The following is a 21,065-nucleotide window of genomic DNA, read 5'->3' on the forward strand; positions in this document are numbered from 1 at the left end:
GACCTTCCGATCAGGGCCGGAGCCGGCCGGCGAGCAGTTCGGCGGCGGCCCGCGCGCAGGCCCGGGTCGCGCCGTGCGTGGCGACGTGCACCGGCCCGGCGACCAGCTCCGGCACGCCCAGCTCGACGACGACGGCGTCCGGCCGCACGGCCAACGCCCGGGTCAGCGCGGCCCGCATCCAGTCGTGCCGGTGCAGGTCGCGGACGACCAGCACCACCGGCCGCCCGTCGGCTCCGGCGGTGGGGTCGGCCGGCACGTCCGGCTCGGCGTACCGGCGGACGGTGGTGCCGGGGAGCAGGTCGGTCAGGGGGGCGCCGATCCCCCAGGGGGTCTCCGCCCCGATGGCGATGTTGCGCGGCGGCTCGAACTCCACCACGTGCGCCGGCCCGGTCAGCGGAAGGCGCGCCGTGGCGCCCGGGGCGGTGGTGACCCGCACGGCGCGACGGGCTGCGGCGAGCCCGACGGCCGAGGTGTCGGCCGGGAGACCCGGGGCGGCCGGACGCTCGGCCCGGGCCGCCACGCTCCAGGCGGCGAGCTGGCCGACCCGCTTGGCCGCCTCGGTGAGCCGCTCCTCGGGCAGCTCACCGGCGACGACCGCGGCCACGATGGCGTCCCGCAACTCCCGGGCGTCCTCCTCGGCGGCCCGCTCGCCGCCGATGCAGATCGCGTCGGCGCCGGCGGCGAGGGCGCGGACCGCCGCGCCGGCGAACCCGAAGCGCCCGGTGACCGCCCGCATCTCCACCGCGTCGGTGACCACCACGCCGCTGAAGCCCAACTCGTCGCGGAGCAGCTCGCCGAGGACCGGCGGGCTCATCGTGGCCGGCAGCTCGCGGTCCAGCGCCGGGACCAACAGGTGACCGGTCATCACCGCCTGGACGCCGGCGGCGACGGCGGCACGGAACGGGGCCAGCTCGACGGCGTCCAGCCGGTCCCGGTCGCCACCGATCACCGGCAGGTCGTGGTGCGAGTCGACCCGGGTGTCGCCGTGGCCCGGGAAGTGCTTGGCGCAGGCGGCCACCCCGCCGGACTGGAGCCCGCGCACCCAGGCGGCCGTGTGGCGGGCCACGAGGGCCGGGTCGGCGCCGAAGGCGCGTACCCCGATGACCGGGTTGGCCGGGTTGGAGTTGACGTCCGCGTCCGGCGCGTAGTCGAGCGTGACACCGAGCGCGGCGAGGTCGGCGCCCAGGTCGCGGGCGACCGCCTCGGTCAGCGCCGGGTCGTCGACGGCGCCGAGGGCGAAGTTGCCCGGCCGCGAGCTGCCCCGGCGGGACTCGATGCGGGTGACGTCGCCGGCCTCCTCGTCGATCGCGACGATGACGTCGGGGCGCTCGGCCCGCAGGGTCGCGGTGAGCCCGGCGACCTGCTCGGGGTCGACGACGTTGCGGGCGAACAACACCACCGAGCCGAGGCCTTCGCCGAGCCACCGGCAGACCCAGGGCGGCGGGGTGGTGCCGACGAAGCCGGGCTGGAGGACGGCCGTCGCGAGAGCGGCCAGGTGTGGCGCGGGGACCGTCATGCCGCCGTCTCCCGCCGGTCGGCGACGTCGACCGCCGCCGGCGAACGCCGGCCGACGGTTCCCTGGTTGCGCTCGCTCATGCGGCCCCCGTACCCCACGTTCTCCCGCGCCTGGCGGCCCGCCCGGGCGGGCGGTGCTGCCATGGTCACACCGTCCGATCAAATAGTCAATAAACCTTACAGTTGCCGGGACGGGCCGCCGGTGGGCAGAGTGCGGGCATGGACCCGACCCCTCTCGCCGACGCGACCAGCCCCGCCGACATCCCCGGCGTACGCCTGCTCGGGCTGGTGGTGGGCGGCCTCCTGCTGCTCGCGGCCATCCGCGCGATGTTCCGCCGACGCTGACGACCCCTCGCCGGGTGTGGCCGGCGGTGGCCGGGGTACCGCTTGCCTCGTTTACCCCGGTACACGTCGCGAGGGAGCGCCATGAAGATCGGATACTTCCTGTCCAGTGAGGAGTACACGCCGGCCGAGCTGCTGGAGCAGGCGCGCGGCGCCGAACGGGCCGGCTTCCAGGCCCTGTGGATCTCCGACCACTACCACCCCTGGGTGGACGCCCAGGGGCAGAGCCCCTTCGTCTGGTCGACGATCGGCGCGCTCAGCCAGGTCTGTCGGCTGCCGGTGACCACCGCGGTCACCTGCCCCACCGTCCGGATCCACCCGGCGGTGATCGCCCAGGCCGCCGCGACCAGCGCCGTTCTGCACGAGGGCCGGTTCGTGCTCGGCGTCGGCAGCGGCGAGGCCCTCAACGAGCACATCTTCGGCGACGCCTGGCCGCAGACCGACGTCCGGCTGGAGATGCTGGCGGAGGCCGTCGAGGTGATGCGCGAGCTGTGGAAGGGCGACTTCGTCAACCACCACGGCCGGCACTACACCGTCGAGCACGCCCGCATCTACACGCTGCCCGACACCCCGCCGCCCATCTACGTCTCCGGGTTCGGCCCGAAGGCCGTCGACCTGGCCGCCCGCATCGGCGACGGATACGTCAGCACCATGCCCGACGCCGACCTGGTCCAGCGGTTCCGCGACGGCGGGGGCGGCGACAAGCCGTGCCAGGCCGGCTTCAAGGCCGCGTACGCCGACAGCGAGGACGAGGGCATGCGGATCGCGTACGAGCGGTGGCCGAACGCGGGCGTGCCGGGCGAGCTGTCCCAGGTGCTGCCGTCGCCGCGCCACTTCGAGCAGGCCGCGCAGCTGGTCAAGCCGGAGATGATGAAGGAGGCCTTCGTCTGCGGCAACAGCGCGGAGGCGCACCTGGAGATGATCGACCAGTACGCCAAGGCCGGCTTCGACGAGATCTACGTGGCCAACACCGGGCCGAACACCCAGGGCCTGTTCGACCTCTACCAGCGAGAGATCCTCCCCCGCCTCGGGTGACCGGGGTCAGGTGGGGGCGCGGCCGACCCGACCCACAGCCGCCGGTCACGCGACCGCGCCGAGAACCCCGCGCCAGGTGTCGGGGGACACGTCGTTGCCCCACAGCACCGCTCGGCCGTCGTCGGCGGCGATCGTCGCCATGGTGCGTACGAACGACAGGCTCATCTCGCGCCACTCGCCCGGCGGGTAGCCGCCACGCTTCGCGTGGTCGGCCATCGCGGCGAGAGTCGGCTCGTAGCGGGGCAGGTCGAGGCGGCCGAGGCGGACGGCCAGTTCGGCGGTCTCGGGGACGTCCAGCCAACCGTGGATGCCCTCCGTGACGCCGAACTGGTCGCCCAGCACCGCGCCGCGGGTGCTCAACGCGGCGAGCAGGCCCCGCACGGGGTCTCCGGCGCCAACCCCCTGGCCGTCAAGGACCGGAAGGTAGAAGTCCGGGGTCACGGAACGGCCGAGGAACTGCCCCGGACCGAGGCAGTACAGCGCCACGAGCGCCTCGTGGAGGGCGTTCAACTCCTCGACGACCACCGGCTCGCCGGCCCGCGGCAACCGACCCGACCCGCGCCCGTCGTCATCGCCCGACGGGCGGCCCACGTGCCGACCGAGCGCCCGCCGACGCGGCCGCGCGCCGACGTAGCGCAGGTCGGAGCCGAGCCACGGCCAGTCACGAGCGACGTCCACGGGCTGCTCGCGCAGTCGCTCGGCCAACCGACGCCAGAGGACGTCGTAGCCGTACTCGCCCATCGGGGTCGCGGACGCGAACACGGCGTCGAGCCACGGCACGACCGTTCCGGTGCGCAGCAGCTCGGTCAACGCCGGCACCACCTGGTCCCGGTAGCGGTCGTGGTCGAACAGGAAGATCTCGGCGTCCGCACCCATGATCGATCCGCCTCTCCGAGCCCGCCGCCGGCGAGGCCCACGAACGGACCGTGGGTGCCCGCCGGAGCCCTGAACGGATGGTACCGACGGGCGATCCGCCCCAGGTGCCCGCACGACGTCGGGCGCCCTCGGCGCGAGAGGCCGCGTCGCGCTGCCGCACGTCGCCGCCCGACCCTACGTCAGCGACCGGATGCGGGGCGCTTCCCGGCTCTCGACGAGGGGCAACGCGCAGTGCTCACACGAGTTGGAGACCGGGCGGATCTCATTCGTCTGGATGTCGAACCGACCTGACTTCTGCTGGTCGGGGCAGTAGTAGCCGAGGTGGTGACGGACCCAGGGAGTCGTGGTGAGAGCGGTGGCGGGCTGATCCCGCTTCGCGTCGTGGAAGGGCGCCCACCAGTAGTCGACAACGGCTCGGAGGCTGCGTCGCTGTCTCTCCTGGGTGTGGTCGAAGGCGACGATGCGCGCGGCCGTGTAGTGCTCAGCGGTGTGGTCGTCGCCGGAGCAGACAGCCCGTTCCGCGCCCAGGACGAAGGTGGTGGTGCGGCCGCCGCGCTGGCAGATGAAGCAGTCCAGGCTCAGTTCCAGGTTGTCGCTCCAGTGGAGGTTGTGAAAGGGCGAGTCGGTCAGGACAACGGCCGTCGTGATCTCTATGGACCGGAGCACGTCCGGAGTGTGACACAGGATAGGGCGACGGCCGGTGGGGCTGCCGTGCCGGCGACTCGGCGATAAGGTGGCCTGCCATGACGGGGACGACGGGGATGGCGTGGTGGCAGCGCGCGCGGCGGTGGCGCGGGGGTGCGGCAGCGCTCGCGGTGGTTGTGCTGGCGGTGGCGCTCTATCCCCCGGCGCACTTCTGGGGGCCACGGCCGTACCGGCACCCGGACGGCATCTTCGGGGTCACCCGGGGCGATTTCGAGGACGACATCCTGCCGCACTACCAACTGAGCCTGCCGTGCGACGTCGACGGCCTCCGCTACGCGAACCTGGAGGACATGACGGGACCGATGGGCGAGCTCTACCTGCACTTCACCACCTCGCGGGACTGTCTCGACCGCATCCTGGGCGGCTTCGGCGCGGTGCCGACGCAGCCCGCCGTCATGACGCCGACCGACGCCGCCTTTCCGTTCCCCGCCTCGTCCGTGCCGGGCACCTTCGGGTGGAGCTTCGACGCGGACTCGTACCTGGTGTTCCAGCGCGCGGGGAGCCCGGTGACCGCCGACGTGGTCGCGAACGAGGAGGGCGCGGACCGTTCCGTGTATCTGCGCGCGCGCTACGGCTACTGAGACCGGAACCGGGGCCTGCGTGCTGTGATCGAGATCGATTCGTGGCGCGACCGTGTTCGGGCCATCACTCGCCGCGCTTAGCCTCACGAATCATGACGCCCACGTCCCCGCAGTCGCCGACCATGTCGAAGCGCACCGTCTGGCTCATCGTCAGCGCCTGTGGGGCACTGCTGCTCCTGCTGATGGCGCTGCCGGTCGGCGGCTTCCTGCTCTGGCTGTACGCCGGCCCCGACCTCGACCAGCCGCGCGCGGTGGCCGACCAGTTCGTGCAGCAGGTGGAGCGGAACGACGACGTCGCCGCCTACCGGTCGCTGTGTCCGGCCGCCCAGGAGCGGACCACGCTCGCGGAATTCACCGCCGAGGTGGAGCGTCTGGGCCGCCCCACCTCCCACACCCTCGGTCACGCCGCCTTCGCCGACCCGGCCGGCTCCGCCGCGTTCGTGACGGTGGAGCTGACCGACCGGACCGGCCGGACGACCTCCGTGGATCTCTATCTGGAAGAGGACGCGGGCTGGCAGGTCTGCGGCGACATCTTCGACTGACCCACCCGCGCCATCCCGCCCGCGATCTTGCAGTTTCGGCCCACGGGGAGGGTACTTCGCCCTGTTCGTCGGGGCGGCAACTGCAAGATCGCCGGGGGAAGGACGGTGGGGCGGGCAACGCGGCGGTTTTGGTGGGTGTGGGGGTGGGTACCTCCGGGCCTCGATGAAGCTGTCCACGCATTCGACGACGTTGCGCCGCGCGGCACGGAGCCTCTTCGGCTGGACCAGACTGCGGCCCAACCAACTGGCCGCCATGCGGTCGGTCATGAAGCGACGCGACGCCCTGGTGGTGCTGCCCACCGGCGCCGGCAAGTCGGCGATCTACCAGATCCCGGCCAGCCTGATCCCCGGCCCGACCGTGGTGATCTCCCCGCTGCTCGCTCTCCAGCAGGACCAGATCGCGGCGCTCAACGAGCGCCAGCGACCGGAGCTGCGGGCCGTGCGGATCAGCTCGAACGAGACCGCCGCGCAACAGGCGGAGGCGATCGAGGAGATCCGGGCCGGCCGGGCGGAGTTCCTCTTCATCACGCCGGAGCAGCTCGCCAACCCCGACCGGATGGCCGAGGTCCGGTCGCTGAAACCGGCCCTGGTCGCGATCGACGAGGCGCACTGCATCTCGGCGTGGGGGCACGACTTCCGCCCGGACTACCTGGCCCTGGGCCACCTGATCGAGGGGATCGGGCGGCCACCCGTGGTGGCGCTGACCGCCACCGCGTCCCCGCCGGTACGCGACGACATCGTCGCCCGGCTGCGGCTGCGCGACCCCGAGATCGTGGTGTCCGGACTGGACCGACCCAACCTGTTCCTCGAGGTCGCACTCTGCCCGACGGAGGACTACCGCTGGCGGCGGCTGGTGGCGCTGCTGCGCGACGACGAGCGGCCCGGCATCATCTACGTGCCCACCCGGCGCAGTGCCGAGGAGCTGGCCGCCCGGCTCACCGACGCCGGTTTCCCCGCGCAGTACTACCACGGTGGCATGCCGACCGGGGCGCGCGCCGAGCTGCACGAGGCGTTCCTCGCCGACCGGGTGCCGATCATGGTGGCGACCTCGGCGTTCGGGATGGGCATCGACAAGCCCAACATCGCCTGGGTGGTGCACATGGCGCTGCCCGACTCGCCGGACAGCTACTTCCAGGAGATCGGGCGCGCGGGCCGCGACGGTGCCCCGGCCCGCGTCCTGCTCCTGTGGCAGGCCGAGGACGTGGGCCTGCAACGCTTCTTCACCGGTGGGCTGCCGCGCGCCGAGGAGCTGCGGGACCTCGCGGCGCTGCTGCGGCGCAAGCCCAGCACGAAGAAGGAGCTGCGCGAGCTGACCGGGCTCGGTCCCCGCAAGCTCGGTCAGTACCTGTCGCTGCTGGAGCAGGTCGGCGCCGCCGAACCGCGGGCGAAGGCGCGGATCGGGTCGCCCCGCTACTCCCCCGCGCCGGCCGAGGCCGCGGCGGCGGCGGTGGCCGAGGCGGAACGTCAGCAGACGGTGACGCGCTCCCGTACGGACATGATGCGCGCCTTCGCCGAGACCACCGGCTGCCGTGGACAGACCCTGCTCGCCTACTTCGGCGAGCAGATGACGTCGGTCTGCGGGCACTGCGACAACTGCCACGCCGGCACGAGCGTCGCGGACAACGGTGCGGTCGGGCCGTTCCCCGTGCACAGCCAGGTCCGGCACCCGGAGTGGGGCCCCGGGCTGGTGCTCAACTACGAGGAGGACCGGATGACGGTTCTGTTCGACGAGGTGGGGTACAAGACGCTGTCCGTGCGCGTGGTGTCCGAACAGGGCCTGCTGACGCTGGACTAGCCTGAGCGGGCGCCGCGTGCCTACCCGCGTGCGCCGACGACGAGCAGAAACAGACAGGCGGAAGGGGCGTTGCCGTGATCGAACAGCCGGCGTACACCGGGTTCGGCTTCTCCGACGGTGAGTGGGGCCTGCTGGTCGGGCTGCCGCAGTCGGTCCTGACCGCGGCGAGCGCGGCCGAGTCCGACGGCACCCGTCGCACCATGGCGGAGAACGCAGCCGGCCTGGAGACCATCTCCGCCGGTCGTGAGTCGGCCAGTCCGCTGGTGGCCGCGGTGGCCGGCGAGGTCGTCACCCGGGTCGGCGACCCGGAGGCCGGCGAGGAGTTGCCAGCCATCTCTCCCGCCGACCCGCAGGCGATGATCGACGACGTGCTCGCCCGGGCCGGTGAGGCCGCCGCCCTGCTGGCCGCCCGCGTCGACGAGGGCGAGGCCGGGGCGTACAAGCACTGGCTCGTGGATATCGCCGAGCACGTGGTGGGCGCCGCGTCCACCGGCGGCCTGCTGGGTCTCGGCGGTGACCAGGTCAGCCCCTCCGAGCGCCGCTTCCGTGACCGCCTGGCCCAGGTCCTGAACGACTGACCCGCCGCCCCGCACCCGCACCCGCGCCCGCGCCCGCGCGATCTTGCAGTTCCGGCCCGCAGGTTGCGGCATATGCCCCTTCTGTCGGGGCCAGAACTGCAAGATCGCGGGGGGCTGGGAGCGCGCGGGGCGGTCAGTGGGCGGTTGGGGCGGGGAGTTGGTGGGGCGGCGTGGTGGGGGCGTCCGCGGGCCGGGGCGCGTCGACGGGGACGCGGACGCCGCGGAGGGTTGTCACGGCGGCTACCGCGGCCAGCAGCATCAGGACCCCGGCGGCGCCGGCCGCCAGGTGCAGGCCGTCGGTGAACGCGACCACGGCGGCGTGCCGCACGGCGACCGCGGCCTCGGTGGGCAGCCCGCCGGCGACCGCGAGCGCGCCGCCCAGGGTCTCCCGGACCGAGTCCACCGCGTCGGAGGGCAGCCCGCCGGGCAGCCCGTCGGCCACCTCCCGCCGGTAGACGGCGTTGCCGAGGCTGCCGAGGACGGCCATGCCGAGGGCACCGCCGAGTTCGCTGCTCGACTCGGTCAGCGCCGACGCGACCCCGGCCCGCTCCGGCGGCGCCGCGCCGAGCACCAGCTCGGTGACCAGTGACATCACCACCACCAGCCCGGCGGCGTAGACGCTGGCGCCGAGCAGCAGGGGCATCAGCCCGTCGTCGGCCGGCACGCGGGTGAGCACCGCGAAACCGACGGCCGCGATGACGAAGCCCGCGCCGATCAGGAACGCCCGGTCGATCCGTCGGGCCAGGGCGGCCGCGGCGGGTGCGACCCCGCCGACCACGACGGACGGCAGCAGGCTCCACAGTGCCGCCCGCAGCGGGCTGAACCCGAGCACGGACTGGAGGTGCTGGGTGGTGAAGATGGCGAAGCCCACCATGGCGAACATCGCGACCAGGTTCACCCCGATCGCCCCGCCGACCGCGCGGCGCCGGACCAGCGCGAGGTCGACCATCGGGTACGCGAGCCGGCGCTGCCGGCGGACGAAGACCACGGCGACCAGCAGCCCGGCGGCGATGGCCAGCCCCGGTCCGGTCGCCCAGCCCGCCCGGGCCAACTCCTTGACGCCGTAGATGACGGGGAGCAGCGCGGCGAGCGAGAGCAGGGCGCTGGGCACGTCGAACCGGCCGGCGGCCACGTCGCGGAACTCGGGGACCAGCACCGGCGCGAGCAGGAGCAGCAGCGCCATCGCCGGCAGGTTGATCAGGAAGACCGAGCCCCACCAGAAGTGTTCGAGCAGGATCCCGCTGAGCACGGGGCCGATCGCGATGCCGCCGGTCAGCGCGGCGGTCCAGATGGCGATGGCGGTGCCGCGCTGCTTCTCGTCGTGGAACATGTTGCGCACCAGCGCCAGCGTGCTGGGCATCAGGGTGGCACCGCCCACGCCGAGCAGCGCCCGGGCCGCGATGAGGGTGGCGGCGCTGTCGGCGTACGCGGCGAGGACCGAGGCCGCGCCGAAGGCGACCGCCCCGCAGAGCAGCAGCCTCCGCCGACCGATCCGGTCACCGAGCGCGCCCATGGTGATGAGCAGTCCGGCGAGCACGAAGCCGTAGATGTCGAAGATCCAGAGCTGCTGGGTGCCGGTGGGGCGCAGCTCGGCGCTGATGAACGGGACCGCGAAGTAGAGCACGGAGACGTCCATGGAGACCAGGAGCAGGGGCAGCATCAGCACGCTGAAGCCGATCCACTCGCGGCGTCCGGCGCGGGGCGTCGAGGTCATGAGCACTCCTTCTGCGTATGGCATACGCTTATCTGCGTAGACCATACGCAGAACTAGGATGAGCCGGCAAGGAGGAATCGTGGAGCCGACACCAGACCAGACCGCCGCCGCGCTGCCGCCGGTCATCGAAGCCGCCTGGGGAGTGCGCGGACGCGCGCCCAGAGGACCCCGCCCCGGGTTGACCCTGGCCGGGATCGTGGCCGCCGCGGTCGCCGTCGCCGACGCCGACGGGCTGGCCGCCGTCTCGATGAGCCGGGTCGCCAAGGAGTTGGGCGCCGCGACCATGGCGCTCTACCGGTACGTCGGCGCCAAGGACGACCTGCTCACGCTGATGGTGGACGCGGCGTACGGCGAGCCGCCCGGCCCGGGCGGGACCGGGCCGCACTGGCGGGCGGGACTGGCCCGGTGGGCCTGGGCCGAACGCACCGCACTGCACCGACACCCCTGGGTGGTGCGGATCCCGATCAGCGGCCCCCCGCTCACCCCCCACGCGCTCGGTTGGCTGGAGGACGGGCTGCGCTGCCTGGCCGGCACCGGGCTGACCGAGCCGGAGAAGATGTCGGTGATGCTGCTGCTCACCGGCTACGTCCGCAACGAGGTGCTGCTCACCGTGCAGATCCAGGACGCGAGCGCCGCGTCCGGTCGTGGCCCCGACGAGATCATGCCGGAGTACGGGCGGCTGGTCGCCCGGCTGGCGGACCGGGCCCGCTTCCCGGCGCTGCACGCGGTGCTCGACGCCGGGGTGCTTGACCGCGACGACGGCCCCGACGACGAGTTCGTCTTCGGCCTGGACCGGCTGCTGGACGGCGTCGAGGCGCTCGTGGTCCGTCGCGCCGCCACCTGAGCGCGCCGAGGCCTGACCGCGCCGCCACGACCCGCCGCCGGCACGTCGTCGGTCAGGCGTCTTCGAGCAGCTCCAGCACCACCCGCTCGGCCTCCTCGCGCGGCGCGGACGGGTCCACCTTCACCAGGACGCCGTCGTGGTAGAGATCGACCACCCGGGGGTCCACATAGGACGTACGCGCCACGGTCGGCGTGTTCCCGAGCAGCTCGGCCACCTCCCGCATGACGGCGGCGACCGCCCTCTTCCGCGCGGTCGCCGAGCGGCCCAGCCCGACCGTGGCCAGCTCGGTCGCCGCCCGCACGGTCGCGTGCCAGGTCCGGAAGTCCTTGGCGGTCATCTCCCCGCCGCTGGCGTCGCGCAGGTAGTCGTTGACCTCGTCGGCGCGGACGTCCCGCCAGCTCCGACCGTCCCAGTAGCCGAAGAGCCGGTCCGCCCGCCGCCGTCGTCGGCGCAGATTGGTCAGCACCCGGCACAGCTCGGGGTCCTCGATCCGGCGTACCTGCTCGATGCCGCCCTTCGCGGGGAACTCGAAGACCACGCAGCCGCGCCGTGACCGGGCGTGCTCCGGCCGCAGCGTCGACACACCGAAGGTCGGTTCCTCGCCGTTCGCGTACTGGTCGCTGCCCACGCGGAACATGCCCATGTCGAGCAGCCGCGCCACGGTGGCGAGCACCCGGTCCCGGTTCAGGCCCCGCCCGTCGAGGTCCCGTCCGACCCGCTCGCGCAGCGTCGGCAGCCGCCGGGCCACCTCCAGGACGTGGTCGAACTTCGCCTCGTCCCGCTTCTCCCGCCACGCCGGGTGGTAGAGGTACTGCTTGCGCCCCGCCGCGTCGATCCCGGTGGCCTGGATGTGTCCGTTCGGATACGGGCAGATCCAGACGTCGCGCCAGGCGGGTGGGATCACCAGGCCGCGCAGCCGCTCCAGGACCTCGGGATCACCGACCGCCGCGCCGTCCGGGCCGACGAAGAGCCAACCCTTGCCGCGCCGACGCCGGCCGTATCCCGGCCTGCCCGGATCACTACGCCGCAACCGCACCGGAGACCCGCACCACCCGTTCCACCTCGTCCACCGCGGCGCACACCTCGTCCACCCCGAGCGCCGCCAACGTCGGGTGCGTTCCTACCCCGTCCCACCTGGGCCAATCCCCCCGATCACCCGCCCACAGCACCCGGTGTCGGGGCCGGTCGGAGGGCGGCCCCCACCGCGCCGGCGACACCGGCCCGAAGAGCACCACCGAGGGGGTCCCGTACGCGGTCGCCAGGTGGGCCACCCCGGTGTCCCCGCTCACCACCATCCGGGCGGACGCGACGAGCGCGGCCACGTCGCCCAGGTGGGTGCGGCCGGCGAGGACGGCGTCGGGCGGCAATCCGGCGGCGGCGGCCACCCGGTGCGCGAGTGAGCGTTCGTCGGCCGACCCGGTGACCACCACCCGGTGCCCCTGCCGGTCCAGCCGGTGCGCGAGGGCGGCGAACCGCTCGGCCGGCCACCGCTTCGCGGCGATCTTCGAGCCGGGGTGGAGCACGGTCGCCGCCGGCGGCATCCCGGCCTGTGGTGGGCGGTGCAGCGCGAGGTCGGCCGGGTCGGCCGGTACGCCGTACCAGGCGAGCAGCCGGCACCAGCGCCGCACCTCGTGCGCGTCCTCGTCCCAGTCCGGCCCGTCGGTGAAGCCCGCCTCGGGATTGGCGTACGCGAGTATCCGGCCGGGTCGGGCGGCGGCGAGCATCCGGTGCGAACCGGGCCCGCTCCCGTGCAGGTTCACCGCGACCTCGGGGGCCGGGCCGGGCCAGCGGGCCGGTCCCAGTCCCGCCGTGTCGAGCAGTCGGTCGACCCCGCCCACCAGCCCCACCAGCGGCGCCAGCCAGGCCGGGGCGGCCAGCGTGAGCGGCCGGTCCGGGTAGGCGGCGCGCAGGCCACGCAGCGCCGGCACGGCGGTGGCCAGGTCGCCGACGCCCAGGGCGCGCAGCACGAGGATCACGGGTAGGACGACTCCTGTGCCGCGCAGACCACCATCTCCCGCACGGCGCACCCGGGCGGCTGCGCGAGGGCGAACATGACCGCCGCGGCGGTGTCGGCCGGGTCGTTGAGGACCGCGTCGGGGCCGGGCTTGTACTGCGCGTCGCGCTCGTCGAAGAACGCGGTGCGCATCCCGCCGGGGATCAGCAGCGTGACACCCACCTGTCCGGCCAGCTCGGCGGCGAGCGCCCGGGTGAAGCCCACCACCCCGAACTTCGCGGCGCAGTAGGCGGTCGCGTCGCTGACCGCCTTGACGCCGAGCGTCGAGGCGACCGTGACGATGGCGCCCCGGGAGCTCTCCAGGTAGGGCAGCGCCGCCCGGATGACGGCCGCCGTGGCGAGCAGGTCCACCGCGACGATCCGCTCCCAGGTCTCGGCCGGGACGTCACCCAGCCGGCCCGGCACGTCCATGCCGGCGGCGGTGACCACCGCGTCGAGGCCACCCGAGCGTTCGGCGAGTTGCCGGGTGGCGGCCTCGGCGGCGCGCGTGTCGGCCAGGTCGCACTCCACCCAGGGCACCCCGTCGCCGGGCGGCTGCCGGTCGATCACCAGTGGACGGCCGCCGGAGCGGGCCACCGCGGTGACGACCGCAGCGCCCAGGCCGCTGGAGCCACCGGTCACCAGCACCGTCGGCCCGGCGCCGGGCGGCGCGCCGGTCACCGGGCCCGCTCCGCCGTCGGCGCGGGCGTGCTGGCGGGCTGGCCGCCCGCCCGGGCGGCGGCGATCATGTCGGTGGTCGAGCGGCCGTCCAGGTAGGGCACCACCACCGTGTTCCCGCCCCACCGGCCGAGGACCTCCGCCTCCGGCAGATCCGGGGCGTCGCCGACACCGGCGTAGTCGCCGCCCTTCACCCAGATGTCCGGTCGCAGCCAGGACAGCGCCGCGTCCGGGGTCGGCTCGTCGAAGATCATCACGGCGTCCACGCAGCTCAGCGCGGCCAACAGCCGACCGCGGTCACCCTGCGGCACGACCGGGCGCCCGGGCCCCTTCAGCCCGGCCACGCTCGCGTCGGAGTTCAGGCAGACGACGAGACAGTCCCCGAGCTTCCGGGCCGCCTGCAACGTCGCCACGTGACCCGCGTGCAGCAGGTCGAAGCACCCGCCGGTGGCGACCACCGTGCCACCGGACGCGCGTACCTCGGCGAGCACCGCGGCCACCGCGGCCACCCCGACCCGCTCGCCGGCCGACCCGACCACCGTGCTGACCGCCGGCCGCGCCGGGGGCGGCAGCGCCGTCGCCACGCCCCCGCCGGCGACGTAGGCGGACGCCTCGGCCACCGCCTCCTGCACCGCCTCGGACACCAGCGCGCCCCGGGCGAGGGCGAGGCTGGCGGTCGCGGCGAACCGGTCCCCGGCGCCGCAGGTGTCGCCCTCGGCGCTGGTCGGCGCGGGCACCACCAACGGGGTAGACCCCGCGTGGCAGAGCAGCGCCCCGTCGGCCCCGAGGGTCACCGCCACCGCACCGGCCTGCCACCGTCGCCGCAGCCCCTGCGCGCTCCGCGACGCGCTGGCCAGCCGGGTCGCCCCGGGCAGGGCGGGCACCAGTTCGCGGGCCTCCGCCTCGTTCGGGGTGGCCAACTGCACCCCGGGCACCACGGCCGGCCCGCGCGGGTGCGGATCCCACACCACCGGAGCACGGGTCGCGGCCAGCGCGGCGCGCAGCGCCGGCTTCCGGGCGACGCCCCGGCCGTAGTCGCTGACCAGCACGGCGGACGCGTTGGCGATGGCCCGCAGCACGGCCTCGCTGGGCTCGCCGGGCTCACCGGCGGGGCCACCCCGGTCGTGGCGCAGCAGGACGCGGCCGCGCGCCCGCAGCCGGATCTTCTCCGGCGTCGCTCCGGCGAGCGGCAGCGCGTACACCTGGACGCCCGACGCGGTGAGCAGCGCGCTCAGCCGGGCCCCACCCGCGTCGTCGGCGAGCGCGGTGACCAGCACCACCTCGGCACCCTGGGCCGCGGCGAAGACCGCGGCCAGTCCGGCACCACCGGGCCGGTCGACGTACTCGGTCTCGTCGAGCACGGGCACCGGAGAATCCGGGCAGAGCCGGTTGACCACCCCCTCCACGTCACGGTCGAGCAGGGTGTCACCGACCACCACCACGGGTCCCGTCATGCTTCCCCTCCTCATCCTCGCGCCTTCGCCGCCGGCCCGGTGCCGCCGTCCAGCACCACCTCCACACCGGCGCGCACACCGCCGGTGCGCCCGGTCGCCTCGACCGGGGGCCCGACCGCGCCGACCGACGCGGCCAGCGCGGCGGGCAGCGCCTGGTCCACGTACTCGCAGAGCACGTGGCTGGAGACCAGGTGGAGTTCCTGCACGACCTGGCTGTCCGGCGAGGCGATCGCCAACGCCTCGTCGCAGGCGTCGGCGAGCGGGTTGGGTGCGGGCCCGGTGAACGCCCAACTGGTCAGGCCGGTCTCGCGGGCGGCGCGGGCGGCGGTGAGCAGGTTGGGGCTGGTGCCGCTGGTGGACAGCAGCAGGACGATGTCGCCGTCGCGGCCGTGGGCGCGGACCTGGCGGGCGAAGACCTCGTCGTAGCCGTAGTCGTTGCCGATCGCGGTCATGGCGGAGGTCTCGGCGTGCAGGGCGATGGCGGACAGGGGCTGCCGGTCGTCCCGGAGCTTGCCGACGAGTTCGGCGGTGAGGTGCTGGGCCTCGGCGGCGCTGCCACCGTTCCCCGCGACCAGCAGCCGCCCGCCGCCGGCCAGCCGGTGGGCCAGGGTCGCACCCCACCGGGCCAGCGTCCGCTCGCAGTCGCGGTAGGGCAGCAGGGCCGCCGCCAGGTTCGCCAGGTGGGTGTCGAGCAGCGAGCCCTCCGCCATCACGCCACCACCCGGGTGGGCCGACGCACCGCGGCCACCTCGCCGTAGACCTCCGCGAGCCGCTCGGCGGTCGCCGCCCAGGAGTAGCGCATCCGCGCCCGCTCCTGCGCCGCGGTGGCGTACGCGAAACGCCGGATCCGGTCGTCGAGCAGCGCCTGGATCGCGCCGCCGAGGGCGCGTGGGTCGCGGGCCGGGACGAGGTCGCCGGTGACGCCCTCGACCACGGTGTCCTTCAGGCCGCCGACCGCGGTGCCGATCACCGGCACACCGCACGCCATCGCCTCCAGCGGGGTGAGCCCGAACGGCTCGTACCAGGGGGCGGCGACCAGGATGTCCGCCGACCGGTACCAGCGGCCCATCTCCTCGCGGGGCACCGCGCCGACCAGACGCACCCGGTCGGCGATGCCGCAGGTGCCGGCGAGCGCCCGCAGCCGCCGCGCGTACGGGTCGGTCTCCAGCAGCCCGGCCGGTGGGCCGCCGACGATGACGCACTCGGCGTCGGGGACCAGGGCCATGGCCCGGATCACCGTCTGGAAGCCCTTGCGTTCCACCAGCCGGCCGACGGTCAGGATCCGGGCCCGGCCGGGCTCCCGTTCCTCGGCCGGGCCGAGCGGGGCGAAGGTGCCGAGGTTGACGCCGGAGGGGACGACGGTCATCCGGGTGCGGGGCACGCCCATCCGGACCAGTTCCCCCACCTCGTCCTGGCACTGGGCGACCACCCGGTCGACCGAGCGGCCCAGCTCCCGCTCGTACGCGATCCGCCGCGCCGGGCTGGTGTCCTGCACACCCTGGTAGCGCCGCTTCACGGTGCCGAGCGCGTGGTACGTCTGCACCACCGGCACCGCGGTCTGGCGGCTGGCGGCGAGCGCCGCGAGGCCGCTCATCCAGAAGTGCGCGTGGATCACCTCGGGCACCCAGTCGCCGCCCCGCCAGCGATCCACCAGCCAGTTGCTGAACTCCTTCATGTGCGGCAGCAGCGCGTCCTTCGCCACCGGCTCCGCCGGGCCGGCCGGCACGTGCACGACGTCGTACCCGTCCGGGGCGCGGACCGTCACCGGCAGGTCCACGGCGTCCCGTCGGGTGTAGACGCGGACGTCGTGCCCGGCGGCGGCGAGCGCGGCGGACAGCTCCGCGACGTGGGTGTTCTGGCCGCCGGCGTCCTCACCGCCGAGGATGGCGAGCGGGCTGGCGTGCTCCGAGATCATCGCGATGCGCATACTTCCTCCTCCAGCAGCCGGTCCCAGTCGGTGAGGAAACGGTCGAGGCCGTACCGGTCGCGGGCGGCGGTCCGCCCCACCGCACCGGCCCGGCGCGCGAGTTCGGGTTCGTCCATGAACCGTCGGGCGGCGTCGACCAGCGTGTCGACGCGGGTGGCGATGGCACCGGCGTCCGGCGGGACGGCCATCGCCGCCTCGGTGGTGGCGAGGGCGATCACGGGCATGCCCATGGACATGGCCTCGATGAGGCTGAGGCCGAGGGAGGTCCAGCGGCACAGGTGCAGGTACGCTCGCCGCCGCGCCAGCTCGGTGTGCATGGCGGCCTGCGGGATGTCGTCGTGGCTGGTGACGCGGTCCGGTGGGAGCCCGAGGGCGTCGGCGAGGCCGGCGACCTTCATGCCGTAGACGTCGAGGGGGGCGATCTCGGCGAACCGGGGCAGCAGGTCGGTGCCGGTGACCCGCCACCGGCGGACGGGTTCGTTGATGACGACGGCGAGGCGGTCGAGCTCGCCGGTGTACTCGACGGCGGGGGCGACGATGCCGTGGTCGACGACGGTGGTACGGGTGGCGCCGGTGTCCCAGATCAGCTGGTTGAAGCCGGTGACGTGGGCGACGAGCAGGTCGTCCCGGTCGGCCATGGGGTGGCGGCTGTTCGGGACGTCGCCGTCCTTCGGGGTGTTGTGTTCGACGTAGACGGCGGGCAGGTCCCGGCCGGGCCGGCGGCCGAGCCACTCCTCGACGAGGTCGATCTCCTCGGGGCGTTGCAGGATGACCGCGTCGACCTGGCTTCGCGCCAGCTCCTCCGGGGTGACCTCGACGGCGCTGTCCGGCCACGGGTAGGTGCGGGCGCGACCGAGGCCGTAGGGACCCCGGTCGGGGGTGACCGGGATCAGGTAGCGGTGCCGGCCGTGCACGAAGGCCGTGGTCCACGAGCCGTGCACGTGCCACAGCAGGAGGTTCATCGGCCGCTCCCGCCGGTCACGGGCACGGCCACCGCGCCGGCCGTGGTGGTCCCGTGGACCGTCGCGGTGGGCGCGGCGTACTCCGTCGGTGCGGGCGCGACGGTGGCCGTCGCGGCCGGTACGCCGAGCGACCGCAGGGCCTCGACCACCTCCTCCGGGTCGATGCCGGCGAGGCAGGGGTGCCCGGGAACCGGGCAGGTGGCGGCACGGGTGTCACGGCACGGGGCGGCCGCGTCGCCGAGGCGTACGGTGGGCACCCGGTAGGGGCCCCACTGTCCGAACGGGACGGTCGGGGCGAAGAGGCTCACGACCGGAACCCCGTACGCGGCGGCCAGGTGCGCGGGCCCGGTGTTGCCGACCACCACCGCCCCCGCCCGCGCGACGACCCCGGCCAGGTCGGCGAGTCCGGTGCGGCCACCCAGGTCGACGCCGCCGGCCGCGGCGGCCACCTCGGCCGTCAGGTCCCGCTCGTCCGGGCCGCCGGTCACCACGACGCGGTGCCCGGCCTCCCCCAGCGCCCGGGCTATCCCGACGGCCACATCGGCCGGGATCGCCCGGCTCGACGCCGCCGAGCCGGGATGCAGCACGACGTAACCCGACGCGCCGAGCCGCACCGGCGGCGGCCCCACCCCGGCGGCCAGGCGGAGGGTGGGCTGGTCACCGGGCGCCAGGCCGTGCCCGGCGGCGGCGGCCAGGGACAGCGCGCGCTCCGGCTCGGGCACGCCGGGCGGCACCCGGTGCCGTACGTCCAGCAGGCTGCCCGGATAGTCGTCGCTGATCGCCGCGATCCGCGGCACCCCGGCCATCCGCAGCAGCAACGCCAACGGCAGCGGCGACTGGTGGAACGAGGTGAACACCAGCGCCTCGTCCGCGCCCACCGCCGCCAGCCGGGCCGTCAACGCCCGCATCCCGTCGGCGTCCACCGGCCCGGGATCCGGGTCGATCCACGGCAACGGGTGCGCGACGACCTCGTCGACCCCCGGCAGCAGCTCCGCCGCCGCCTGCCCCCGCGGGCCGCACAGCAGCACCACCCGGTCCGCGGAGTGCGCCACGGCGCGGATCGCCGGCCCGGTCACCAGCACGTCCCCGGCCGAGTCCGACCGCACCACCAGGACCGTCCCACCGCGCCGGCCCCGCCGGACGGGGCGGGCCGACGGCTGCGGCCACGGCGCGGACACCGGCACGATCGCGGCCTGCCGGCGCAGGATCTCCGCCACCGCGCCCGGCAGGTCCGCCGCCACCCACGGCGCGGCGGCCACCTCCTCCGCCCGCGTCACCGGCGTCGGCACCAGCACGCCCGCCGCACCCGCCGCCAGCGCCGCGCCCACGTCCCGGCCGATGTCGCCCACCAGCACGCACCGCGACGCCACCGTCCCCAGATCCGCCGCCGCGGCGTGCACCAGACCCGGGGCCGGTTTCCGACAGCCGCACCCGGCGGCGTCGTCGTGCGGGCACACCCGCCACGTGTCGAACGGCCCCAACAACTCCTCGATCCGGGCGTGCACCGCCCGCATCTGCCGCACCGAGAAGTAGCCACGGGCCAGGCCCGACTGGTTCGACACCACGCCCAGCCGCAACCCGGCCGCCCGCAACCGGTCCAGCGCCGCCCGCGCGCCCGCGACCGGTCGCACCTTCTCCGGATCGCCGTTGTACGGCACGTCCTCCACCAGCGTGCCGTCCCGGTCCAGCAGGACCGCTTCGAACAGGACGGGCCCGGACCCGGCCCGGTCAGCACCGGCAAAAACCCCGGCTGACCTGCGCTGATCCGGCTTCACCTGGTCCTGTCGCACGGCCGGCGGGTTCCCGGCGCCCCGGGGAGTAAACGTCATCCCCGACGCGGCAGACGCGACCGCGCGCACCGCGGCCCGCACGGCCGCCCGCGCAGGCCTTACCCGTCGCCCCGGAGAAGCTAACCCGCCACCGCCGTTAGCCCCGGTCAGGTCGGGGGTACGGAGAGGCAGTGGCGATTGTGGAGAAAGTGATCGACGCACCCCCGCAGCAGGTCTTCGACGTGCTCGCCGACGGGTGGACGTACAGCGACTGGGTGGTCGGCACGGTCCACGTGCGCAACGTCGACGACGACTGGCCGAAGGTCGGCAGCCAACTGCACCACCGGGCCGGACCGTGGCCGTTCTCCCTGCAGGACGCCTCGACGGTGCTGCTCTGCGAGCCGCCGCACCGGATGGTGCTGCGGGCCGGGCTGTGGCCCGCCGGCGAGGCGATCGTGACCTTCACGCTCGACCCGGTGGACGGGAACCCGAACGCGACCCGGGTGCGGATCGGCGAGGACTTCGCCGCCGGACCACTGCGCTGGGTGCGTACCAAACTCAACGACCTGGTGCTGCACCTGCGCAACCGGGAGACGCTCGCCCGGCTGTCGGACATCGCCACCCGTCGGGAGGACCAGCGGTGACCCGGTCCGTGGTGGTCACCGGCGCCAGCGCCGGGGTGGGTCGCGCCGTCGCCCGGGCGTACGCGGCCCGCGGGGCCCGGGTGGCGCTGATCGCGCGCGGCGCGGCCGGCCTGGCCGCGGCCGAGCGGGACTGCCACGAGCGCGGCGCCACCGACGTGCGCACCTACCAGGTCGACGTCGCCGACGCCGGCGCGGTGCAGCAGGCCGCCGACGACGTCGTGCACCACTGGGACGGGCTCGACGTCTGGGTCAACAACGCGATGGTCTCGGTGTTCGCCCCGGCGTGGGAGATCCCCGCCGTCGAGTTCCGCCGGGTGACCGAGGTCAACTACCTGGGGACCGTGCACGGCACGCTGGCCGCCCTGCGGCACATGCGGGCGCACGGGCGCGGCGCGATCGTGCAGGTGGGGTCCGCGCTGGCCTACCGGGGCATCCCCCTGCAGTCGGCGTACTGCGCGACCAAACACGCCGTCCAGGGCTTCAACGACTCGCTGCGCGCCGAACTGCTGCACGACTGTCCGGGTGTGCGGCTCTCGATGGTGCAGTTGCCCGCCATCAACACGCCGCAGTTCTCCTGGGTGCGGACCCGGCTGCCCCGCCACCCGCAGCCGGTGCCCCCGATCTTCGCGCCGGAGCTGGCCGCCCGGGCCGTGCTCTGGGCCGCCGACCACGGGACGCGGGAGCTGAACGTGGGCGGGCCGACCTGGCGGGCCCGGCTCGGGGACATGCTGGTGCCCGGCCTGCTCGACCGCAAGCTGGCCCGCGACGGCTACGACAGCCAGCAGACCGAGACCCCGGTCGACCCGGCCGCCTGGCGGGACAACCTCGACCGGCCGCGCGACGACGAGGCGGATCGGGGCGCCGACGGGATCTTCACCGACCGGGCGCGGACGCGGTCCGCGGCGCTCTGGGTGGGCACCCACAAACCGGTCCTCTCCGGGGCCGCCCTGGCCGCGCTCGCGCTCGCCCTCGCCGGTGTGACCCGCCACCGCCGCTGAGGCGTACGACCGGGGCGGAGCGCGTGAGATCAGCCGGGCGGGGGTGCGCAATCGTCCGGACGGGGAGCCTTTACGGAACCTACACCGCGACTGGCTACGCTCTCAGTGAATCC

General features: G+C 74.7%; 21 protein-coding genes and 1 pseudogene. 9 read left to right on the forward strand and 13 right to left on the reverse strand.

The features are described 5' to 3' along the window. Positions 1-10: 10 nt before the first annotated feature. Together GA0070620_RS10955 and GA0070620_RS32635 are read right to left on the reverse strand one after the other, a co-directional pair. A complete protein-coding gene (locus tag GA0070620_RS10955) occupies positions 11-1,516 on the reverse strand; it encodes a glycoside hydrolase family 3 protein (RefSeq protein ID WP_091589760.1) in 1,506 nt (501 codons plus the stop codon). Next, positions 1,513-1,659 carry a hypothetical protein gene (locus tag GA0070620_RS32635; RefSeq protein WP_157741587.1) on the reverse strand — a complete coding sequence of 49 codons (147 nt, stop codon included), beginning with the start codon at positions 1,657-1,659 and terminating at the stop codon, positions 1,513-1,515. Before GA0070620_RS32635 ends, GA0070620_RS10955 begins: the two co-directional genes overlap by 4 nt. Before the next feature lie 75 nt (positions 1,660-1,734). On the opposite strand from GA0070620_RS32635, the gene GA0070620_RS34005 reads away from it, so the two are divergent. Together GA0070620_RS34005 and GA0070620_RS10960 are read left to right on the forward strand one after the other, a co-directional pair. Further along, positions 1,735-1,860, forward strand: coding sequence for a hypothetical protein (locus GA0070620_RS34005; RefSeq protein ID WP_269456569.1), 126 nt, complete (start codon positions 1,735-1,737; stop codon positions 1,858-1,860). Between the two features lie 81 nt (positions 1,861-1,941). After that, entirely contained in the window at positions 1,942-2,892 is a 951-nt protein-coding gene (locus GA0070620_RS10960) for a TIGR03557 family F420-dependent LLM class oxidoreductase (RefSeq protein ID WP_091589761.1), read from the forward strand. Between the two features lie 45 nt (positions 2,893-2,937). Here the strand turns inward: GA0070620_RS10960 and GA0070620_RS10965 are convergent, their stop codons facing one another. After that, on the reverse strand, positions 2,938-3,768 hold the full coding sequence (locus tag GA0070620_RS10965; RefSeq protein WP_091589762.1) for a hypothetical protein: 831 nt from the start codon (positions 3,766-3,768) through the stop codon (positions 2,938-2,940). A 174-nt stretch (positions 3,769-3,942) separates the two neighbouring features. Continuing rightward, the gene (locus GA0070620_RS10970) at positions 3,943-4,434 is read right to left on the reverse strand and encodes a hypothetical protein (protein WP_091589763.1); all 492 of its coding nucleotides are present in this window, start codon (positions 4,432-4,434) and stop codon (positions 3,943-3,945) included. Positions 4,435-4,511: 77 nt separating this feature from the next. On the opposite strand from GA0070620_RS10970, the gene GA0070620_RS10975 reads away from it, so the two are divergent. The 4 genes from GA0070620_RS10975 (at position 4,512) to GA0070620_RS10990 (ending at position 7,969) form a co-directional block, all read left to right on the forward strand. Continuing rightward, a complete protein-coding gene (locus GA0070620_RS10975) occupies positions 4,512-5,054 on the forward strand; it encodes a hypothetical protein (protein ID WP_157741588.1) in 543 nt (180 codons plus the stop codon). 92 nt (positions 5,055-5,146) lie between these two features. Next, entirely contained in the window at positions 5,147-5,596 is a 450-nt protein-coding gene (locus GA0070620_RS10980) for a hypothetical protein (RefSeq protein ID WP_157741589.1), read from the forward strand. Positions 5,597-5,759: 163 nt separating this feature from the next. Beyond that, positions 5,760-7,391 carry a RecQ family ATP-dependent DNA helicase gene (locus GA0070620_RS10985; RefSeq protein WP_091589766.1) on the forward strand — a complete coding sequence of 544 codons (1,632 nt, stop codon included), beginning with the start codon at positions 5,760-5,762 and terminating at the stop codon, positions 7,389-7,391. Positions 7,392-7,465: 74 nt separating this feature from the next. Then, positions 7,466-7,969, forward strand: a complete 504-nt coding sequence (locus GA0070620_RS10990; RefSeq protein WP_091589767.1) for a hypothetical protein — start codon at positions 7,466-7,468, stop codon at positions 7,967-7,969. Positions 7,970-8,189: 220 nt separating this feature from the next. Here the strand turns inward: GA0070620_RS10990 and GA0070620_RS10995 are convergent. Continuing rightward, positions 8,190-9,683 (reverse strand): annotated as a pseudogene (locus tag GA0070620_RS10995) (MFS transporter); the annotation flags it as partial. 79 nt (positions 9,684-9,762) lie between these two features. On the opposite strand from GA0070620_RS10995, the gene GA0070620_RS11000 reads away from it, so the two are divergent. Continuing rightward, positions 9,763-10,527, forward strand: coding sequence for a TetR/AcrR family transcriptional regulator (locus tag GA0070620_RS11000; protein ID WP_231922326.1), 765 nt, complete (start codon positions 9,763-9,765; stop codon positions 10,525-10,527). 52 nt (positions 10,528-10,579) lie between these two features. Here the strand turns inward: GA0070620_RS11000 and GA0070620_RS11005 are convergent, their stop codons facing one another. The 8 genes from GA0070620_RS11005 to GA0070620_RS11040 are packed head-to-tail and all read right to left on the reverse strand — an operon-like array spanning position 10,580 to position 19,331. Beyond that, a complete protein-coding gene (locus GA0070620_RS11005; RefSeq protein WP_091589770.1) occupies positions 10,580-11,563 on the reverse strand; it encodes a DNA topoisomerase IB in 984 nt (327 codons plus the stop codon). Next, positions 11,547-12,503 (reverse strand): glycosyltransferase family 9 protein, encoded by a 957-nt coding sequence (locus tag GA0070620_RS11010; protein WP_091589771.1) that lies wholly within the window; start codon positions 12,501-12,503, stop codon positions 11,547-11,549. Before GA0070620_RS11010 ends, GA0070620_RS11005 begins: the two co-directional genes overlap by 17 nt. Then, on the reverse strand, positions 12,500-13,201 hold the full coding sequence (locus tag GA0070620_RS11015; RefSeq protein WP_091589772.1) for an SDR family oxidoreductase: 702 nt from the start codon (positions 13,199-13,201) through the stop codon (positions 12,500-12,502). Before GA0070620_RS11015 ends, GA0070620_RS11010 begins: the two co-directional genes overlap by 4 nt. Then, a complete protein-coding gene (locus GA0070620_RS11020; protein WP_091589773.1) occupies positions 13,198-14,652 on the reverse strand; it encodes a PfkB family carbohydrate kinase in 1,455 nt (484 codons plus the stop codon). The genes GA0070620_RS11015 and GA0070620_RS11020 overlap by 4 nt, the downstream gene beginning before the upstream one ends. Positions 14,653-14,663: 11 nt before the next feature. Beyond that, the gene (locus tag GA0070620_RS11025) at positions 14,664-15,365 is read right to left on the reverse strand and encodes a D-sedoheptulose-7-phosphate isomerase (protein WP_377520224.1); all 702 of its coding nucleotides are present in this window, start codon (positions 15,363-15,365) and stop codon (positions 14,664-14,666) included. After that, complete coding sequence (locus tag GA0070620_RS11030; RefSeq protein ID WP_091589775.1) at positions 15,362-16,579, reverse strand: glycosyltransferase; 1,218 nt, start codon at positions 16,577-16,579, stop codon at positions 15,362-15,364. Before GA0070620_RS11030 ends, GA0070620_RS11025 begins: the two co-directional genes overlap by 4 nt. Then, complete coding sequence (locus tag GA0070620_RS11035; protein ID WP_091589776.1) at positions 16,564-17,541, reverse strand: glycosyltransferase; 978 nt, start codon at positions 17,539-17,541, stop codon at positions 16,564-16,566. Before GA0070620_RS11035 ends, GA0070620_RS11030 begins: the two co-directional genes overlap by 16 nt. After that, positions 17,538-19,331, reverse strand: a complete 1,794-nt coding sequence (locus GA0070620_RS11040) for an HAD-IIIA family hydrolase (RefSeq protein ID WP_377520222.1) — start codon at positions 19,329-19,331, stop codon at positions 17,538-17,540. The genes GA0070620_RS11035 and GA0070620_RS11040 overlap by 4 nt, the downstream gene beginning before the upstream one ends. A gap of 188 nt (positions 19,332-19,519) precedes the next feature. Here GA0070620_RS11040 and GA0070620_RS11045 point away from each other — a divergent pair, with 188 nt between their 5' ends. Continuing rightward, on the forward strand, positions 19,520-19,954 hold the full coding sequence (locus GA0070620_RS11045; RefSeq protein ID WP_331713230.1) for an SRPBCC family protein: 435 nt from the start codon (positions 19,520-19,522) through the stop codon (positions 19,952-19,954). Further along, complete coding sequence (locus GA0070620_RS11050; RefSeq protein WP_091589779.1) at positions 19,951-20,952, forward strand: SDR family oxidoreductase; 1,002 nt, start codon at positions 19,951-19,953, stop codon at positions 20,950-20,952. The genes GA0070620_RS11045 and GA0070620_RS11050 overlap by 4 nt, the downstream gene beginning before the upstream one ends. Positions 20,953-21,065: the final 113 nt, after the last annotated feature.

Source organism: Micromonospora krabiensis (genome assembly GCF_900091425.1).
In the GTDB taxonomy this organism is placed as follows: Bacteria; Actinomycetota; Actinomycetes; order Mycobacteriales; family Micromonosporaceae; genus Micromonospora; species Micromonospora krabiensis.

Coding starts and splice junctions, on each gene's coding strand:
- GA0070620_RS10955 (WP_091589760.1), bottom strand. CDS start 1,516: ATGACGGTCCCCGCGCCACACCTGGCCGCTCTCGCGACGGCCGTCCTC.
- GA0070620_RS32635 (WP_157741587.1), bottom strand. CDS start 1,659: ATGGCAGCACCGCCCGCCCGGGCGGGCCGCCAGGCGCGGGAGAACGTG.
- GA0070620_RS34005 (WP_269456569.1), top strand. CDS start 1,735: ATGGACCCGACCCCTCTCGCCGACGCGACCAGCCCCGCCGACATCCCC.
- GA0070620_RS10960 (WP_091589761.1), top strand. CDS start 1,942: ATGAAGATCGGATACTTCCTGTCCAGTGAGGAGTACACGCCGGCCGAG.
- GA0070620_RS10965 (WP_091589762.1), bottom strand. CDS start 3,768: ATGGGTGCGGACGCCGAGATCTTCCTGTTCGACCACGACCGCTACCGG.
- GA0070620_RS10975 (WP_157741588.1), top strand. CDS start 4,512: ATGACGGGGACGACGGGGATGGCGTGGTGGCAGCGCGCGCGGCGGTGG.
- GA0070620_RS10980 (WP_157741589.1), top strand. CDS start 5,147: ATGACGCCCACGTCCCCGCAGTCGCCGACCATGTCGAAGCGCACCGTC.
- GA0070620_RS10985 (WP_091589766.1), top strand. CDS start 5,760: ATGAAGCTGTCCACGCATTCGACGACGTTGCGCCGCGCGGCACGGAGC.
- GA0070620_RS11020 (WP_091589773.1), bottom strand. CDS start 14,652: ATGACGGGACCCGTGGTGGTGGTCGGTGACACCCTGCTCGACCGTGAC.
- GA0070620_RS11030 (WP_091589775.1), bottom strand. CDS start 16,579: ATGCGCATCGCGATGATCTCGGAGCACGCCAGCCCGCTCGCCATCCTC.
- GA0070620_RS11035 (WP_091589776.1), bottom strand. CDS start 17,541: ATGAACCTCCTGCTGTGGCACGTGCACGGCTCGTGGACCACGGCCTTC.